General features: G+C 47.4%; 15 protein-coding genes. 4 read left to right on the top strand and 11 right to left on the bottom strand.

Annotated features, from left to right (window positions below):
- Nucleotides 1–839: 839 nt before the first annotated feature.
- Nucleotides 840–1,820 (top strand): arginase, encoded by a 981-nt coding sequence (locus SAPGRDRAFT_RS17575; RefSeq protein WP_002660715.1) that lies wholly within the window; start codon nt 840–842, stop codon nt 1,818–1,820.
- Here the strand turns inward: SAPGRDRAFT_RS17575 and SAPGRDRAFT_RS17570 are convergent.
- Complete coding sequence (locus SAPGRDRAFT_RS17570; RefSeq protein WP_002660713.1) at nt 1,810–2,577, bottom strand: tRNA pseudouridine synthase A; 768 nt, start codon at nt 2,575–2,577, stop codon at nt 1,810–1,812. The two genes, SAPGRDRAFT_RS17575 and SAPGRDRAFT_RS17570, sit on opposite strands and share 11 nt — an antisense overlap.
- Nucleotides 2,578–2,598: 21 nt before the next feature.
- Here SAPGRDRAFT_RS17570 and SAPGRDRAFT_RS17565 point away from each other — a divergent pair, with 21 nt between their 5' ends.
- From SAPGRDRAFT_RS17565 to SAPGRDRAFT_RS17555, 3 genes are all read left to right on the top strand, one after another.
- A complete protein-coding gene (locus SAPGRDRAFT_RS17565) occupies nt 2,599–4,125 on the top strand; it encodes a BCCT family transporter (RefSeq protein WP_002660712.1) in 1,527 nt (508 codons plus the stop codon).
- A gap of 403 nt (nt 4,126–4,528) precedes the next feature.
- Nucleotides 4,529–6,589 (top strand): BatA domain-containing protein, encoded by a 2,061-nt coding sequence (locus SAPGRDRAFT_RS17560; protein WP_002660710.1) that lies wholly within the window; start codon nt 4,529–4,531, stop codon nt 6,587–6,589.
- Nucleotides 6,579–7,397: an alpha/beta fold hydrolase gene (locus SAPGRDRAFT_RS17555; RefSeq protein ID WP_002660708.1), complete on the top strand. Its 819-nt coding sequence runs from the start codon at nt 6,579–6,581 to the stop codon at nt 7,395–7,397. Before SAPGRDRAFT_RS17560 ends, SAPGRDRAFT_RS17555 begins: the two co-directional genes overlap by 11 nt.
- Before the next feature lie 48 nt (nt 7,398–7,445).
- On the opposite strand, the gene SAPGRDRAFT_RS17550 is transcribed toward SAPGRDRAFT_RS17555, so the two are convergent.
- The 10 genes from SAPGRDRAFT_RS17550 to SAPGRDRAFT_RS17485 all read right to left on the bottom strand — a co-directional run bounded on the left by SAPGRDRAFT_RS17550 (nt 7,446) and on the right by SAPGRDRAFT_RS17485 (nt 17,971).
- Nucleotides 7,446–8,300, bottom strand: coding sequence for an SDR family NAD(P)-dependent oxidoreductase (locus tag SAPGRDRAFT_RS17550; protein ID WP_002660707.1), 855 nt, complete (start codon nt 8,298–8,300; stop codon nt 7,446–7,448).
- 559 nt (nt 8,301–8,859) lie between these two features.
- The gene (locus tag SAPGRDRAFT_RS17535; protein WP_002660706.1) at nt 8,860–9,228 is read right to left on the bottom strand and encodes a hypothetical protein; all 369 of its coding nucleotides are present in this window, start codon (nt 9,226–9,228) and stop codon (nt 8,860–8,862) included.
- 102 nt (nt 9,229–9,330) lie between these two features.
- Complete coding sequence (locus tag SAPGRDRAFT_RS17530; RefSeq protein WP_002660705.1) at nt 9,331–9,717, bottom strand: hypothetical protein; 387 nt, start codon at nt 9,715–9,717, stop codon at nt 9,331–9,333.
- Nucleotides 9,718–9,803: 86 nt separating this feature from the next.
- Complete coding sequence (locus SAPGRDRAFT_RS17525) at nt 9,804–10,415, bottom strand: hypothetical protein (protein ID WP_002660704.1); 612 nt, start codon at nt 10,413–10,415, stop codon at nt 9,804–9,806.
- 266 nt (nt 10,416–10,681) lie between these two features.
- Nucleotides 10,682–11,290: a TVP38/TMEM64 family protein gene (locus SAPGRDRAFT_RS17515; RefSeq protein ID WP_002660703.1), complete on the bottom strand. Its 609-nt coding sequence runs from the start codon at nt 11,288–11,290 to the stop codon at nt 10,682–10,684.
- 99 nt (nt 11,291–11,389) lie between these two features.
- Nucleotides 11,390–12,421 (bottom strand): tetratricopeptide repeat protein, encoded by a 1,032-nt coding sequence (locus tag SAPGRDRAFT_RS17510; RefSeq protein WP_002660702.1) that lies wholly within the window; start codon nt 12,419–12,421, stop codon nt 11,390–11,392.
- A 7-nt stretch (nt 12,422–12,428) separates the two neighbouring features.
- On the bottom strand, nt 12,429–13,109 hold the full coding sequence (trmD, locus tag SAPGRDRAFT_RS17505) for a tRNA (guanosine(37)-N1)-methyltransferase TrmD (RefSeq protein ID WP_002660701.1): 681 nt from the start codon (nt 13,107–13,109) through the stop codon (nt 12,429–12,431).
- A 5-nt stretch (nt 13,110–13,114) separates the two neighbouring features.
- Nucleotides 13,115–13,669, bottom strand: coding sequence for a hypoxanthine phosphoribosyltransferase (gene hpt / locus SAPGRDRAFT_RS17500; RefSeq protein ID WP_002660700.1), 555 nt, complete (start codon nt 13,667–13,669; stop codon nt 13,115–13,117).
- 346 nt (nt 13,670–14,015) lie between these two features.
- Nucleotides 14,016–16,730 (bottom strand): DUF3352 domain-containing protein, encoded by a 2,715-nt coding sequence (locus tag SAPGRDRAFT_RS17490; protein WP_253271363.1) that lies wholly within the window; start codon nt 16,728–16,730, stop codon nt 14,016–14,018.
- The gene (locus tag SAPGRDRAFT_RS17485) at nt 16,727–17,971 is read right to left on the bottom strand and encodes a 3-deoxy-D-manno-octulosonic acid transferase (RefSeq protein WP_002660698.1); all 1,245 of its coding nucleotides are present in this window, start codon (nt 17,969–17,971) and stop codon (nt 16,727–16,729) included. Before SAPGRDRAFT_RS17485 ends, SAPGRDRAFT_RS17490 begins: the two co-directional genes overlap by 4 nt.
- Nucleotides 17,972–18,219 lie beyond the last annotated feature (248 nt).

Raw genomic sequence — 18,219 nt, 5'->3', positions numbered from 1 at the left:
CTTGCTTGCGCGCCGCAAATCCATCATGCTCTATTTTTAATATGTGTTTGGCGCAAAGTTCGCAAAAAAAAAGAGCTAGAACGAATAAGTGATTTAAAATATGTTTTGAGGCTGCTGTTTTGGGGCCTCCTGCCTGCGGCAGGCGCTACGCTTTGGGGCTCGCAGGTCTGCTCGGCCCTTCGCCAGCAAGCTGGCTCGGTCTGGCGTGGGGGCGAGCCGGCCGGAGCGCTAGGCCGGGGGGCGTTCGGGGCTGGAGGATGGATATATATACGTGGAGGTTGAAACCTACAGCAACAAAAGAGGGCATACTAAGCCCAATAAAATGAGCCGACGGTTAAAACCATCGGCCCATATCATTTATAGCAAACAAGGGCTTTAGCCCGCCAGTTTGCATAGCCCCACAACCCTGGGCTTCAGCCCATGGGAAAATACGCTCACTAGACCCTTAAGCTTGTTTAACAACTTCTATTCTTACTGCCCTGGGCTGAAGCCCAGGGTTGTTGACTGAGCGAACTGACGGACTAAAGTCCTTGTTCGCTTTTTCTTTGCCGTTTGGCCTTCGGCCTTTAGGCTGAAGATGGCGGCTTTGCCGCCATGGCCGAAGGCCAAACGGCCCAGCGCTGCGGAGTGGGTGGCCGTCAGGCCAGACCGAAGGCGAAACGAAGTGAAGCCTGAAGGGCCGAACAGCCCTGTGAGCCCCGCAGCATAGCGGCGGCCAGCTTTGCTGGCCGCGGGCCCCAAATCCTAATAAGATGGAAGCAAAAGCTATAGAATCATAATTTTTATTTTCTCCAATGCTTTTTTATCTTGGCCATCTTCACAGAACAACAACAACAGCTATGGAAAATATTCAAATTTTAGAAATCCGCTCTGAATTGGGTGCGGGGACCCGTGGGGCCAGCCTAGGTATTGGCGCCATGAAAGTGGCCTCTCTCAAAGTGAATGATACCTATTTTGCCCACTATCCGTTGCATTTGGTGCCCAATGAAAACGAAATCTTGTTTCGGCCCAGCTCGACCACCCGACATGCCAAACACATTAAGGGCATCCTCAAGGTCTATAATTATGTAGCCGATGCTATGGAGCAATTGCTTCGGGAAGGGACCCAGTTTCTTACCATCCTTTCTGGCGACCACTCTTCGGCGGGGGCCTCTATTGCAGGCCTGCGCAAGACTTATCCAGACAAACGACTGGGGGTCATCTGGGTAGATGCACATGCCGATTTGCACACCCCTTATACTACCCCATCTGGCAATGTGCACGGAATGCCCCTGGCCGCCTCTTTGGGTTTTGACAACCTAGATATGCGCCGAAACAACCTATCACCCGAGCTCAATGTCTATTGGGAGCAGCTTAAAAGAGTAGGCGAAGTCTCGCCAAAAATATATCCTGAGGACCTGGTCTTTATTGGCCTGAGAGATACCGAAAAAGAAGAAAACTTCTTAGTTGACCAACATAAAATTAAGGTTTTTGAAGTGCCTGAGGTGCAGGAAAAAGGCGCACTCCGCATTGCTGAGGAAAGTCTGCACTACCTCCAAAACTGCGATATGATTTATGTCTCTTTTGATGTAGATAGCATGGACTCTGATTTGGTTTCTGAGGGCACCGGCACTCCGGTCCCCAATGGACTCACCCCAGCAGAAGCCCGGCAGCTCCTCTGTCGATTTGCTCAGGAAGACCGCCTGAAGTGCATGGAAGTAACAGAAGTGAATCCCCTTTTGGATAACAAACGCAACCTAATGGCCGAAACTGCCTTTTCTATTTTGCGCTCAGTAACCGATACCGTAGAAGAGCGCCTACGCAGCCAAGCTACAGACTAGGCACATCCTCCTGAATATATGGATATTGAATATCCTTGAGAAATAGCCCCTGAGGCGGGACCGAATAGGCTCGTTTCAGGGCTTTTTGTTGGTCCATAGCTCCTTTTAGCTCGGCCAGAGACAATTTGCCTAGGCCCACATTTAGGCAAGCCCCAACAATCAGGCGAATCATGCCCCTAAGAAAACGATTAGACTGCACCTCATAGCGCCAGAGATAGGGCTCGCTAAAATCCCATTCTGACCGACTCAATTGGCAGCCATAATGCTTCACGTCGCTATTGGTTTTGCAAAAAGGGAAAAAGGCCTCATAATCGAGCAGCAAGGCCGCTGCGGCCTGCATTTTTTGGGGGTCTAGCATCTGTGCCCGAGGAAAATGGAAAGCCGTTTCTTGCCGAAAGGGGTCGGGCCGCAAACTCAGCTGATAGACATAGGCCCTAGAACAGGCATCATAGCGGGCATGGGCCTCGGCTTCTACGGCTAATAAACGATAGACGGCAAAATCGGCTCCGAGCAAACTATTGAGGCGAAAGGGAATGCGCTGCGGCAGCTCTCCTTGGGCATCAAAATGGGCAAAATACTGTAGGGCATGCACTCCGGTATCGGTGCGGCCACAACCCACAATTTGGATATCTTGTCGTAAAATTGTAGATAGGGCCTCTTCTATTTTTTGCTGTACGCTCATTTGCTGAGGCTGGCGCTGAAAACCATGGAATCGACTGCCGTTATAGGCAAATTCTAGAAAATATCTCTTCATCATTAAAATTTGAGCTCCAAAGATATGCAAACTCTTCGAAAGACTGTTTTTTGGCCAAGCTTTGGCCTGCTATTATTTGCCATCATCTATAGTATGAGCCAAGCAACAGCCTTTTTGGCCCAAATGAAAGCCCTAAATGCGGCCCTACTGGCCAATTTTGGTCCCTTGTTTAGCCTCACGAGCTTTTTGATGCTCTGCCTGCTGCTCGTCCTGCTACTTTCGCCACTAGGGAAGATCCGCATTGGTGGGGCTGCTGCCCAGCCCTTGCTCAGCCGCTGGAAATGGTTTAGCATTACCATCTGTACGACCATTGCCACGGGGATATTATTTTGGGGCACCGCCGAGCCCCTCTACCATTATGGGGGTCCCCCGGCAGCGGCTAAATTGGCCGCCGAGAGTCCAGCAGCCGCTCAATTTGCCCTTTCTACCCTCTATTTGCACTGGAGTTTTACGCCCTATGCCATTTATAGTTTGCCGGCCCTACTCTTTGCCTTGGCCCACTATAATTATGGGGCAAAATATAGCTTAACCGCCCTTTTGTTTCCCTTCTTAAAAGCCAAAAAAGAAGGCGGCTTTCATAGCTTCAAGGGCTTATCCTCTACTATAGACAGCCTTTGTTTATTTGCTTTAGTGGCGGGTATGGCTTCTTCTTTAGGGGCGGGTTTGCTCACTTTGGCGGGGGGCTTAAGCAGCCAATTGGGCTGGGCGAACAACAACAATATGCTGCTTTTGCTTTGCATACTGACCGTCTTGGCCTTTATTATTTCGGCGGCAACGGGGCTCAAGAAAGGTATTCAGTTTTTATCGGCGGTAAATATTTGGGCCTTTATTTTTATTGCGCTTAGTTTTTTACTTTTGGGGCCGGGCCAAAAAATGCTGCCCTTAATTGGGCGTAGTTTAGGCGAGTACTTTGGTCATTTTATAGAAAAAAACCTCTACAACATTTATCATCCAGAAGAGGATTGGGCCAATAGCTGGACCACTTTCTACTGGGCCAATTGGATGGCTTGGGCGCCTATTACGGCCCTCTTTTTGGGCAAAATTGCCAAGGGCTATACCCTTAGAGAAATGCTGCTCTTCAACTGGATTTTTCCCTCTATTTTTGCCCTTATCTGGATGAGCATTTTTGGCGGCTCGGCCCTTTGGGCGGTGCAAACTGGCCAAGATTTGCTGGGCAGCCTTGCGGCCCATGGAGCCGAATCCATCATCTATGAACTGATGGCCCAATATGCCGCCCCGCTCATGCCCTTTATGGCCCTGCTTTTCATTTTTACGGTCTTTTTATCCTATGTTACTGCCGCCGACTCGAACACCGAAGCCATGGGCAGCATTAGTATGGATGGACTAAAAGCGGGGGAATCGCCCAAGCTCTACATTAAAATAATTTGGGGGCTTTGCATTGGTGCCGCTGCCTACATTATGGTCAGTCAAGCAGGTATAGAAGGCATCAAAATGCTCTCTAATTTGGGGGGCTTGCCCGCCTTGCTCCTGCTCTTGAGCGCTAGTATTGGCCTACTCTACTGGATGATTAAAGAGCGTTTTGGTTATTAGGGGCCTCCGCCTCCTTTTAGTCGTCGGCGCTATGGTCTGCAGCTCGCAGGTCTGCTCGGCCCTGCGGCGGCTGCGCCGCCTGGCTCTGCCGCGATGCGGCACTGCTTCCCAGCGCTAGGCCGTTTCCGCTAAGGGCTTAACAAAGCTTTTGGCCCTAAAAAAAACATTAGCCCTAAAGATTGTTTATATTTAGCGCCGGGCTAAATCAATGGTCCAAACTATGGCGTCTTGCAGGCCCGGAGGGCCGCAGGATGAGCGCTGCGGCGGGGTGGCCGCAGGCCAGACCGAAGCCGCCAAAGGCGGCTGAAGGGCCGAGCAGACTTGCGAGCCCCAAAGCATAGCGACCCGCCTGCAGGGCGGGACAGCCCCAAAAAAATAAAAATAGGTTTTCTTAAAATAGACTATGAGTTTTCTATATCCCAGCTTTTTATGGGCTCTTTTAGCCCTAATTATCCCTGTTATTATTCATCTCTTTTACTTTAGGAGGTACAAAACGGTTTATTTTACCAACCTTCGGTTTTTGAAAGAGGTTAAGGAGCAAACCAACTCTTGGCAGCGGCTGCGCAATTTGTTGGTTCTGATGGCTCGGATGCTGGCCCTAGCGGCTTTGGTTTTTGCCTTTGCACAGCCCTATTGGCAGAAAGCGGGCGGCAAAACGGAATTGGGCAACCATGATGTGAGTATCTTTTTTGACAACTCCTATAGCATGTCTGCCGAGGCGGAAGATTTGCGTTTGCTAGAAAAAGCTCGTCGAAGAGCCGAGGAAATTGTGGCTGCTTATGGGCCCAATGACCGCATTCAGATTTTGTCTATGGACCTAGAGGGCCGCGACCAGCGGTTGTTGTCTAAGGAAGATGCTTTGCAAAGGATTCGGGAAATTCAATTATCTTATCAGGTGCAGGATATGCAGCGGGTTTTTAACCGCCAAAAGCAAGCCCTAGAAAAAGGAGAGAACAAGAAAAAGCAGGCCTTCATTATCTCTGATTTTCAGAAAAACAGCAGTGATTTGGCCAAAATAGAGGCCGATACGCAGCTACAATTGAGTTTGGTCCCCTTAGAGGCAGCGGCTCTAAAAAATGTGGCCATTGATAGCGCTTGGTTTGAGGCCCCCGTTCAGGGATTGAACCAAAATAACCGTCTTTTTGTGAAGATTCGCAACTATGGGCAAACGGATCAGAACAAACTGCGTCTTTCGCTACAACTCAATGGCGAAAACCGGCCAATTGGGAGCCTAGATGTGCCTGCCAACAGTGCAATTTATGATACCATCAGCCTCAACTTGAACAAAACGGGCTGGTATTTGGCCGAGCTACAGCTGACTGATTTTCCGATTGAATTTGACAACAGCTATCGTTTTTCTTTTTATGTCAAGGAGAAGCTAGAATTGCTAGAACTTTATGAGGATCAGCCGCTAAATGCTGTTGCTGCAGCTTTTTCTGATGATGATTATTTTGAAGTTAAATCAAAGGCTATTAGCCAGTTAGACTACTCTAAATTGCCCCAAAACGACCTGATTATTCTCAGTCAGCTCAGCAAATTATCTTCGGGTCTACAGGCCGAGCTCAAGACCTATGTAGAAGAAGGCGGCAAGCTGCTCATCTTGCCTAGTCGCTCGGCAAAGCTAGAGGACTACAACAACTTTTTGCAGCAATTGGGGGCCAATCGCTTGCAACCTTTGGAGCAAAAAGAGCGCAAAGTGGTGAGCATCAACTACCAAGACTTTATTTTTAGCGATGTCTATGAAAATGAGAGTGATCGGATGAAGCTGCCGATTAGTCAAGCCAACTTTCCCTTGAGCAAATCGGCCCGAGCGGCAGAACAGCAGCTATTGCGCTACCGAGATGGCAGTAGTTTTTTGGGGAAATACAAGGTAAAAGATGGGTTTTTGTATCTCTGTTCTGCCCCTGCGGATAGCGAGAGTTCGGATCTGAGCAAGAATGGGGAAGTCTTTGTCCCTATGCTTTATCGGATGGCCTTAGAGAGTGGCAAGCGGCAGCAGATTGCCTATATTGTGGGCCAAGATCAGAATCTAGAATCTGAGGCGCAGGCGCAGCAGCAGGAAACTGCCTTTAAGTTGGGGTCGGGGCAACTGGAGTTTATTCCGGAGCAGCGTCGTTTGGGCAATCGCCTACTTTTGGGTCTTAACAACCAATTGCAGGAGGCGGGGTTCTATCAGCTCTATTTGAATAAAGAAGAAGTATTGGAGCAATTTGCCTTCAACTACAACCGTCGAGAATCGGCCCTAGAATTCTATTCTTTAGAAGAGTTGGAAAGCAGTGCAGATGGTCGTTACAGTATCATTGACGGAAACTATGGCCAAGACTTTGGCAGCTTAGTTTTGGAAGAAACAGAAGGGGCCTCTCTTTGGAAATACTTTTTGATTCTCGCCTTGCTCTTTCTTTTGCTAGAAACGCTTTTGCTTCGTCTTTGGCAGCCTCAAACGCCCAAAACAAATGTCTCCTAGTTATCATCAAATTGATTTTGGTCCGCACCGCTTGCATTATGGTTGTTTTGGTTGTGGGCCCAAGGTTCTTCTGGCCCTACATGGCTTTGCCAATCATGGGGGGTACTTTGAGGAATTGAAAAGCTTGGGCGAAAGCTATCGGGTTTTTGCCCTAGACCTGCCTTTTCATGGAAAAACGCATTGGGAGAGCGATCATTTTAGCGCCCAAGAGCTGCTACAAATTATTCGGCTCATTTTGGCCCAAGAAAACGTTCAGCGGTTTAGCTTGGCGGGGCATAGTATGGGGGGGCGCATTGCCTTGAGTCTAGTGCCCGAGCTATTGCCTGATTTAGAGGCCTTGATTTTATTGGCGCCAGCGGGCCTACAGCCTAGCCCTTCGGATAGTCCTATTTTGTTCCCCCTTTTTTTGCGTCGCTTTCTGGCGGCTCGTCTAGAGCCCCCGGGATGGATCCTCTCTATTTTTGCTTGGGCCAGAAGGGCCAATTTGCTCAACAAGGCCACATACGTCCTTTTTCGCCAACAAATTGAGCAGGCTGATCGTCGGCATCGTTTGTTCAACTGCTGGATTTCACTATATGACTTTCCGGTTTATAAGCGGAAACTCCGGAAGTTGATCCGAGAAAAAGAGCTGCCGCTCTACCTCTTCTATGGTCAGGAAGATGAGATTACGCCTGGCCGTTATGGGCAGCAGTTTGCCCAAAAGCTTCCTTCGGCCCAGTTTCATTGGGTGGCTGATGGGCATTTCTTTTTGCGGGCGCCCTTGGACCAATGCATCAGGGAGATTTTAGCCAAACAGCAATACTTTTAATAGAGCTTGACAAAAAAAGGCCAGCGAAAATCGCTGGCCCTTTCTATTTTATTCTGCTTTCAACTCATCTTTATCTGGAACAGCCTCCTTGGGGGCCTTCCCTTTAAAGGTACTCATGGTTTTATAAACGCCAAACAAGCGGCCTGCAATAAAATCAAAAGCGCGGGTGGGCAAAACGCCTTTGAGCAAGGGAATCGCCTTTGTCATAAAGGGCTCCATCACGAGGATATCATCTTCCTTAACCGCCTTCATGATTTTATCTACAATATATTCGGGTTCCATAATGGGCGTAAGTGCGGGAGCGGTCACGCCATCAAACATGCCTGTATTGATATAGCTAGGCAGGATCGTGCTCACCACTACCCCATTTTTGGCCTCTTCTTGTTCTAGGCGCAAAGATTCGGACCAACCCACTACGGCCCATTTACTGCCTGCATATACAGACATATTTGGGTTGGGGATCAGGCCAGCAGCCGAGGCAATATTAACAATATGGCCCTCGCCTTGGTCTTGCATATCGGGCAAAAACTGCAGGGCAATATGCATTGGGGCCGAAACATTGATATCGATCGTTTTCCGAATTTCTCGGTGGCTATGTTCCTCAAAGCGTTTACCGACCACAATGCCGGCATTATTAAAGAGGATATCCACCATTCCCCATTGTTTTTTGCAAGCGGCGGCGGCGGCCTCAATATCTTCTAAATTGGCCACATCGACTACCTGGACGGCCACCTCATGGCCTCTAGCTTTAAACTCTTCTTGGGTCTCTAAAAGCTTCTGCTCGTTAATATCCCAAAGGATTACTTTATAGGCTCTTTGGCGCAGGCAGCGTTCTGCAATTAGCTTCCCAATTCCGGCAGCAGCTCCTGTAATCAGGACAGTTCTATTATTTATTCTTGACATAACTGATTGATTTTTGGTCCTACAAGATAAGAAGAGCGCCGCAATATATTGTTTTGCAAAGCAACTTATTTTTGGCTACCCTATAGGCCTTGGCCTAAGGTTTCTTATTTATCTCCTCTATTTTCTAATGATTTTTTGGGGCCTGCCGCCTGCGGCGGCCGGGCCCTTGCAGGGCTCGCAGGTCTGCTCGGCCCTGCGCCAGCAAGCTGGCTGGGTCTGCCGCTACGCGGCACCCTTGCAGGCCCCTAGGCCAAGTCGCTTCGCTCCTTTGCGGCGGCTTCGCCGCCTGTAGGATGGATATATATACCAAAGCGGCCATGCTAAAGGCAATAAAAATGGGCTTCAGCCCATGGGCCCAAAACCGCCAAAGAAGAATGCCCAAAAGAAAAAAGACCGTTGAGCGGCCCAGCGCTGCGAAGGGGGGGCCGCAGGCCAGACCGAGCTTTTGAGCAAAGCGAAAAAGCGAAGGGCCGAGCGAACAGCGAGCCCCGAAACGTAGCGCCCGCCGAAGGCGGGAGGCCCCAAAAACAACTTATTATAAAAATTGATAACTTTTAACTTAATCAATAGCTAACAATTTGATTTGTGCTGCAACAACTAAGAAAAATGCATCCTCCTCTGTGAAGAGTTTAAATAATGAAGTTACTCCTTCTTCTGTCAAACTCTCCTGTACATATTGACGATTAACTTGCTCAATAAAAGAAAAGTCAACGGATTTAATAAATGGCTTAGTAGGCTCCCAAGTCCAGCAGCGACCTAGGTTAAAATAATTCACCCCCTCCAATTTAAGCTTATATGTAGGACTATATGTCAAATCTTCGCCTAGATTTAATACCAATGTTTCATCCATAACTGAAGCAACTTCTACATCTAACCATAGGTGGTTGCTTAATTTCTTATTTATCTGTTTCAACTTATCGGACCACATTATCAACTGTATTTAAAGGTATATAAGTTTAGTTTTCGTCTTCGAGGAGATTTTTCGCCCCAAATCAAAGTTGTATATAGGAGGGATACAATAGTCTTAAAGCTAATTATTTTCCTCCAAGATAAATGCACAATAATAGCCATCCTGATTCACAGCTAAAGTAAAAATTTTTCCTTCTTGATAAAAATTAAGTACGCTTTCAACATTTTGTTCATCAAAGTCGAATAGGCTGTCTTCACAAGATAATTTAAACTTTCCTGATGCTAAGATTTCTCCATAATACCCCGAATAAACCTGAGCATAGATGTACATATTGTTATTCTTCTGAACTATTGAGTCTATATTCAGCCAAATTCCACCATCATATCCCCCAAGCCATCTGGCAGTTTGTGGAACAGCTTCTGGTTTTGGGAATGGAATATAATCTTCTGGAAAAGCAGCATTGTAGTGTAGGTTAAAAACAAAAAATATTATTTTAAGTATATCCATGATAGGTATTATTTTAAGGCGCTTGTGCAGAAAGGCAGAACAACTGTTGTATACTGGCTTAAAAACTTACTATTTATTCATTGCCGTTATTTTATAGTTGCTGGAGCAAAGGGAGAGTAATCGAATTCTGAAGAATGCTCAAAAACAGCCTTCCATCCGATACTGTCTTTCAATACTTGATATTGAAAATCAGGTATTTTCTCACAGACTATTGAAAGATAGTCTGGCTTTCTTCTCGGCCCTCTATCTAAGATAACCTCAAATCCATCATCAAAAACAGTTTTATAGTAATTAGAGAAAACCTCTAATGAATGTGGAGGCGACATAAGACTATCAATAAACACAACCGAAAATACATTCTCCGCTTTTGTTAGCACTTCAGCGGCCTCTCCCCCTTTTAATGAGCTGAGGGGGTATAATTTATCTTTAACCTTAATACGTAAATTTTCTGCTAGAAGAACACTACCCCTACAGTTGGATTGTCCAAAAGGATAGGACAATATGATTTCCTCCTTAGGAAAATCTACAGCCTCAATATCAATTAAAATAAATACTAGATTGCAATCACTATTCGGTAAATTTCTAAAATCGTGGCAGATGGTCATCCTTTTCACTACTCCTTTGATTGAAGGAGAACTACTGCAACCAAAGAAAAGGCAATACAATGTACTCAAAGCGACAATACTGCTTACTCTCATTAAATTTAGCATTTTATAAATTATGTGCTTGTCCTAAAACAGCAAAGAAGGGCTTCAGCCCATGGGCCCAAAACCGCCAAAGAAGAATGCCCAAAAGAAAAAAGACCGTTGAGCGGCCCAGCGCTGCGAAGGGGGGGCCGCAGGCCAGACCGAGCTTTTGAGCAAAGCGAAAAAGCGAAGGGCCGAGCGAACAGCGAGCCCCGCAGCATAGCGGCGGCCAGCTAGGCAAAGCCTAGCTGGCCGCGGGCCCCAAATCTTTATACTCATTAGGAAAAATAGCCGGCCTCAAAAATGGCATAGGCCAAAGCCATATAGCTAATAGGGACCAAAAGCGCCAGGGCATTTCCCAAAATATAGTCCTTGGGTTTCATTTGGCTAAAGGCCAAACTATAGCCCACAAAAGGCGATAATTGCATAAAAGTTCTAATTACAATGAGGCTCCAATAAGGGCGCTGCTCTACCTTTTCGACATATTTCTTGAGCCAGCCCTTGGCCTCGGGTGCATTTTTTCCACCCAATAATTTGGCCCAATAAAAAGTAGCCATCGCCGATAACCAGGCTGCAAAATAGGTCAGGGCCGCCCCCTCCCAGCTACCATATAAAAGCATGGCCAACAACATAAAAGCAGAGCCTGGCAGGCCGAGCAAACTGGCCAAAAGAAAAACCGCCACATAAATGACGGCGCCCCAAGGACCAAAAGCCTGTATGTCTTGCCGCAGCTGCTCTATATCTCGAAGATAAAGCCCCAGCGGGGTCCCAAAAAGGATAATGAGGCCCAAAATAAGGAAGCCGCCAAGCAAATAAAAAGAACGATAAGGCCAAATATACTTGCGCCAAATCGCTTGTAAATCAATGGAAATCGGTTTTGCTGCCATAAGAGGAAAAGGGAGTTTGGTTGTTCTATTTTAAACTTAAGCCTTTTATACAACTCTAAACAGCTTATTGTTCCCTTTCCTTGTTATAGGTCTGTTAATTTAATCTCGCCCAAAGTCCTGATTCCTAACTTTTTGCATATATTCTAAAAGCTTGGCCGCAAATTCATCCGTCAAGTGGGCCGCCAAAGCGGGATGGTCGACCAAAAGGACCTCATAAAAGACGTATTCTTCCAATAAATCGGCATCTAGGGCTTGGGCAAAAGCCTCTAGTGCGGGCTCAATTCTTCGGCCCTTTTCGGGCAGGGCGCTATAGGTCAAAAAGGTGCCCAGCGTCCCTTCTAACTCCGCATGAAAGAGAAAATCAGAGACCTCTTGTCTGGACTTGATGTACTGATAATCGGGTTCATAGGACCAAACGGCCTTGTACATGCCATAGGTCAACCAAACGCCATCGGCTACAATGCTGACGGTATCGGCCTCTCGCTCTAGATAACATTTGGGGTCAAATCCCCAGGCCGACTCATAAGTTTGGCCATTTAAGGCCCAAATTTCTTTCAATCGAAGCAAGAGCAGCTTATTATTTCGATTCAATAGATGGGCCTTGGCGATGGCTTGGGCCGCCTTGGCCGTATCTTTTTGCAGTAAAAAAACCTCTGCTTTTAGGCGTTGGGCCACATAATCAATAGGGTTGGCGGCCAAAGCTTGGTCAAAGTACAAGAGCGCTTTTTCCCAGTTTTTTTGCCGATAATAGCTGTCGCCCATATAGGACAAAATCTGCGCATGCTGCGGAATATCATCTAAGATTTGCTGATACAGCTTGCGTATTTTTTTATACTTGGGCCGTTCCCGATTGGCCAGGGCCAAAGCTTTGGTCTTTAGGGCCTTATGGGTCTCCGTTTCTAAGGCCGCATAATCTCGCAAATGCTCTCGATTGTCTTCTAGCTCCACATAGTTCCCATTGGCCAAAACAGGCCGCTCCCGCTTGGGCGGCGGCCCATACAATTGATCGATTCGGTATTGGGTGGGCGAAGCCTCCATAAATGCCATGATCTCCATGGGCGTAGATAGTCTCGACTGCCCAAAAAGGAGGACAGTCGAGCCAACAAATAATAAACTGAGTAAAAACTTCATAGCTGATCTATTCCTCCAATAAATCGGGCCGACGCTGCTGGGTCCGCAACAAGGCTTGCTCATCTCGCCAAGCATTGATTTTTCGCTCATGGCCCGATAGCAAAATATCGGGCACTTTCCAGCCATTATAATCGGCTGGGCGAGTATATACGGGGGGCGCCAAAATGCCATCCTGAAAAGAATCCAAGAGGGCCGAAGATTCATCGCCTAATACGCCTGGCAACAAACGCCCAATGGCATCCACCAAGATGCAAGCCGGCAATTCTCCACCAGAAAGCACATAATCCCCCACAGAGATTTCTAGAGTCACAAAATGCTCGCGTATCCGCTCGTCAATGCCCTTGTAATGTCCACAGATGATAATCAAATTACCCGCCAAGGATAAATGGTTACAAGTTTTTTGATTCAGGGTTTGCCCATCGGGCGTCATATAAATAATATGCTCGTATTCCCGCTCGGCCCGCAACTGCTCTATGGCCCGATGAATGGGCTCGATGGTCAAGACCATGCCCGCTCCACCCCCAAATTGATAGTCGTCAATTCGGCGATATTTTTCATCGGTAGAAAAGTCGTGCAAATCATGCAAAACAACCTCTAAAAGCCCCTTTTCTTGGGCCCGTTTCATTATAGAATGCGCAAAAGGGCTCTCCATCAATTGGGGCTGCGCAGAAAGGATATCAATTCTCATTTTTCTTAATCTATCGCCTTATAAATATCATTTAATTCTCGGCCTCGCTTGTCGTAATCTAAGCCATAACCGAGCAAAAAGTCGTTGGGTACGGCAAAACCCGCAAAGTCAATGGGCAGTTTGTATTGCATGGCATCTGGCTTGACCAATAGGCTGCAAAGGCCCACCGACAGGCAGTTTTTGGCCTTCAAGCTGGGCAAAAAATGGTAGAGCGTACGGCCCGAATCAACAATGTCTTCTACAATCAATACGGCTCTGCCCGCCAAATCAAGGTCCAAACCAATCATTTCGGTAACCTGCCCCGTAGAGCTGGTTCCCGAATAAGATTGCAGCTTCACAAAGCTAATTTCTAGGGGGATGTTCAAGGCTTTGACCAAATCGGAGGCAAAGCGGAAAGCGCCATTTAAGATGCCCAAAATAACGATGGGCTGTTCTGTTTCGGCATACTGCTGCTCTATTTTTCTTGCCAATTGCTCAATCCGTTCCTCGATCTGCTGGGCAGAAATAAAGGGCGCAAATTCTTTGTCCCAAACCTTTACATTTTGACCTGATGCTTTCATTTTGTTTGTTCTATTTTATTTTGCTTTTCAAGCGTTTTTTTTCTTTTTTTTGGGGCCCGCGGCCAGCTTTGCTGGCCGCCGCTATGCTGCGGGGCTCGCAAGTCTGCTCGGCCCTTCAGGCTTCACTTCGTTTCGCCTTCGGTCTGGCCTACGGCCACCCACTCCGCAGCGCTGGGCCAAGGACCGCCCGGCCAAGCGGCTGGCCCTCGGCTTAGGGATGGTAGGCAGTGGCCCAAAGGGCCAGAGCAAGCAAAAAAGCTTCGCTTTTTTGCGCTGGGCCGAGCGAGCAGCGAGCTGCCGCACAGCCCGGCCCGCCCGCAGGGCGGGCAAGCCCCAAATCCATCTTCTAACGCAACTTATAGGCCTTGAGCTCCTTGCCTTGGCTACAGAGCAAGACATTATTATTGTCATCAAAAAGATCGGCCACCACAAAGGGACCATCGGCGGCAAGGGGAAAGCCCTTTTGTAGTTTCCCTGTTGCATCAATTAGATAAATCTGGCCCTTTGTTGCCGAATAACTGCCCAAAAGTGCTTTTTCTTGGGCCAACAAACGAATTGGAAAAATGTCTGTTTGAGGCGCTTCATATTCATATATAGGAGCTGCTTGCAGACTTTGGGCCGTATCATAATAATGAATATAGAGCTGCTGCCCCATCAGCCGCAGAAAATCGGGGCGAAGGTCGCCCAAAAGATCGGCATAAGCAAATTGAACGCCCTTCATATTTTTTTCTGGGGGTGGAATGCCAAACTTTTTGCCTTGTAGATTGCAGACTTCAATTTGTCCGTTGCTGGCTCCGGCCACAATACGTTCCTGCTCTAGGTCCAAATAAAAATTATCGAGATAATAGCCCTTAAAGCTTTTGGTGGGCATTCTTCGGTCGCCATTGCGTTTCATAAAGTACAATTGGCCCGAGCCACTCATGCCCAGAATATAATCCTTCTCGCCCTTTTCTAGATAGCGCAAGGGGAAGCGCAGGGCGCCCATTTTGCTATTGGGGTTCCAGCCTTCTAGGGGTTTACCAAATTTATCGAAGCCATAAATATTTTTATCGGCGGCGGAGACAAAAAAGCGCAATCCTCGGCCATAGTCTACGGACATAATGGCATTTAGGGCTCGAATGACCAAGGGAATCTCCTTGAGCAGTTCGCCATCTTCTTCCCAAATATAAATCTTGCTTTTGGTATTGGCCGCCAACTGATAATTTCCGTTGCTATAATAATCTACCAATTGAGGCGGGCCCAATAGCTGTTCGCCCAGGGCTTTTTTCCAGAGCAACTCTCCTGCATTATTAAAGAGATATAGGCGTTTGGCCTTATCTTGGGCGGCAATAAAATAGCTTCCAGTTTTGGGGTTTTGCAAAAGGCTGGGTGGCATCAACAAACTGCTGTCTAAGGCGGCTCGCCAGAGCAGTTCGGCTCCGGCCTGTTCTTGCAGTGCTTGGGTAGCAGCCGAAAAGGTACTGAGAAAATGGCCCTTATGCGCCGTTAGCTGCAGGCCCATGGGGTAGAGCGAGCGAAAGGCCAAAAAGCGTTGATCGAAGGCATCTCGCCAATCTTTGCGCAAAAACTTTTTGAATAGCAGGGCTGCATTGGGTGTATTGATCAAGAAATAGAGAGTCGAGCGGTTTTTCATCTGCTCTACTTGGCCCTTAAAAACGGGATTATGGACCAGCATCTTTTTATTTTGGTATTGCTCCCACCAGCGTTCTAGCTGTCGGCGGCTATTGGCCAAAATCAGGTAGTTGTCGGCAATGAGGTAATAGGGGGTTTGCAAGGGGGCGAACTCGCCACCGAACAGAGGGGCTAGCAGGCCATTTGTGGCCAATCTTCTAATTTCGGCCCCTTGGTATTGCATACTATCCAATAGGCCTTTTTCGCCTTCCAGTTTTTTGAGTTTCTCTTTGGCCTCCAAGGGATTTTGCAGGGCCATCGCCACCGCATAAGCGGCTTGTAAATCTTCTTCTTGGGCGGGTTCTTGCATAAAAAAGGCCAGCTCTCGGCCTAGGTAGGGCAAAATATAGCGGGAGAAATCGGGATCTAATTCTTTTTGTTGGCGGTAGTAATCGCCAAAGGCCGAGATATTGATGCTCAGGGCAAAAGCTAGTTGTTCGGGCAAATAGGCGGCAATTTGGCTATTTTCATTGCTAGGCGCATTTAATAAATAGTTCCAATAGGGATCTTTTTGGGCCAAATAAAGCTGTCCGCTACCCACCAGATGTTGTTCTTGGAAGCGGCAATCGAAGCCCTGCCAGCTAAAATCATTGGCTAGGCTTTCGACAAAAGGGAGACTTTGGCCAGAAAGCAAATTGGCCAAAAGCGGTAAATTTTGAAAATTGATATAAAAACTGAGGTCCGAATCGCTACGATTATCTTGTAGGGCCAGAAAATCTTGCTCCCAGCTCAGGCTAGAGCGAATGCTGCCCAGTTGTTCTAGGGCGGCCTCTACCAGGGCCGACTCTCGGCTAAACAAGAGCAAAGAGCGGTATTGGCAGAGGCTAAAGCGTTTTTTGCCGGGCAGCTCCAATTGATAAATTTGGCTCCCTCGATAACTGTGTTTATCGGTAATTGGGACCTTCAATTGGGCGGCTAGTTGGGTGGGCCGCAACTCCTTGGGAAATTGGGCGGCAATATGGAGGTAAGAAAGTGACTGTGCTCCATTGAGCTGAACAGCCGTAAAGATTTGTTTTTTGGCAAAGGGGTGTTTGTCTCGTTTGAGGCGGCCCAATTCTTTTTGCCAAAGGGCCAATTCATCTACCCACTGCTCGCTAGCGCCTATAGCTTTTAGGGCCTTGGCATATTGGGCCGCCTGCAAGCGGTTTTGGCTATTTTCCCAATCGCTGATTTCAATTACGACGGAGCTACTTGAGGGAACTGCCGCCAGGGGAGAAAGGCTAGAAAAAGGGGCTCGAAACCAGCCCAGCTGCACCCCGGTAAAAATACAAAGGGCCAAAAAAAGACTGCTTGCGGCCAAGGGGAGCCGAAACCAGTAAAAGAACGGATATATATTGACCCACCAAAGGCGTACTAGCCCTGCTTGCATATACTTAATGCTCCACTTCACTCTATTGATTGCTTGAGGTAGTCTAGAATTTTTTGACTAGCGCCAGCCTGTGCCTGAATATATTGCTCTGCTTTTTGGGCTAGCAGTTGGTAGTTGATCCCATTAAAAGCGGTGGCCAATTCTTCTTGGCTGCGGATAGCTTGCGCAAGGCCTAAGTTAATTAAATCAGTTGCTTCTACAAACTTTTTGTGATTTGGTCCAAAGAAAAGGGGAATTTGATAAACTGCGGGTTCTAGTGTATTATGAATCCCTTTGCCAAAGCCTCCGCCCACATAGGCCATATTGGCATAGCGGTAGAGGCTACTGAGCATACCAATATTATCAATGATTAAGATTTTTTCTTGGCCCGACAATTCTTTTTCGCTCAGGCTAGAATAGCGGATAGCCAAGTCTTTGGGCAAGCTATTGAGTAATTTTTGGATACGCTCCTCGCCTATTTCATGGGGAGCGATGAGCAGTTTCCAGTTTTTGGGCTGCAAATGGTCCAGATAAAAGGGCAGACAAATTTTCTCGTCGGCGGGCCAGCTACTGCCCAGCACCCAAAGTTTATTTTCGCCTTTAAATTCTTGGACCGAGGGATAATTTTTGGCCTCTTCTCGAATCCTGAGCACTCGATCTAGGCGGGTATCGCCTGTAACGATAGCGGGACAACCGATGCTAGCCAGCAATTCTTTAGAATATTCATCTTGCACAAAAATCTGTTGATATTGGGCCAGCATTTTTCTAAACAGGCCGCCCCAAGGCTTAAAAAATGGCAGGGCGGGCCAAAAATTGGCGGAGACCAGGTAGGCGGGGATATTTTTTTTGGCCAAAACCTTGAGGTAAAAATACCAGAACTCATAGCGCACAAAAAATGCTTGATTTGGGGCCAAGAGGGCTATAAAATCTTCGGCATTTTTTGGGTTATCCATGGGCAGGTAGCCCACCCAATTGGCTAGGGCATAATTTTTTTGTTTTTCGTAGCCTGAGGGCGAAAAAAAGCTGAGTAAAATGAGGGCCTCGGGTTCTTGGGCGCGGAGGGCTTCTAGTAGTGGGCGGCCTTGTTCAAACTCTCCTAAAGAAGCGGCATGAAACCAATAGCGCTTTTTATTTTTGGGCAATTGGGCCAATTGTTTTGCATATTTTTTTCGCCAATTTTGGCGGCCTTGGGTCCATAGTTTGGCCTTAGGCACAAAAGGTTTAGCCAGTTGTAGGGCTAGTCGATAGGCCCAAAGTGCTAGGCGGTAGAAAAAAAGCGCCATGATATTGTATATTTTTTGTTTTGGGAGAGGGCCTAAAGCTATGCCTTGACTAGCCTAAAATTTTTATCAAAGGATGGCCGAGAAGTTAATTTTTGCAAAGCAATACCGCTGTTGTATGGCTGTAGGTTTCAACCTACAGGTATATATATCCATCCTACAGGCCCGAAGGGCCGCAGGCCTAGGGATGGAAAAGGGGGCGGCGCAGCCGCAGACCAAAGGCTTTTGAAGCGAAGCGAAAAAGCCTGCAG

This window comes from Saprospira grandis DSM 2844, assembly GCF_000275825.1.
In the GTDB taxonomy this organism is placed as follows: Bacteria; Bacteroidota; Bacteroidia; order Chitinophagales; family Saprospiraceae; genus Saprospira; species Saprospira grandis_A.
The sequence above is the reverse complement of the archived record's forward strand: the minus strand, read 5'-3'. Positions and strand labels throughout refer to the sequence as shown.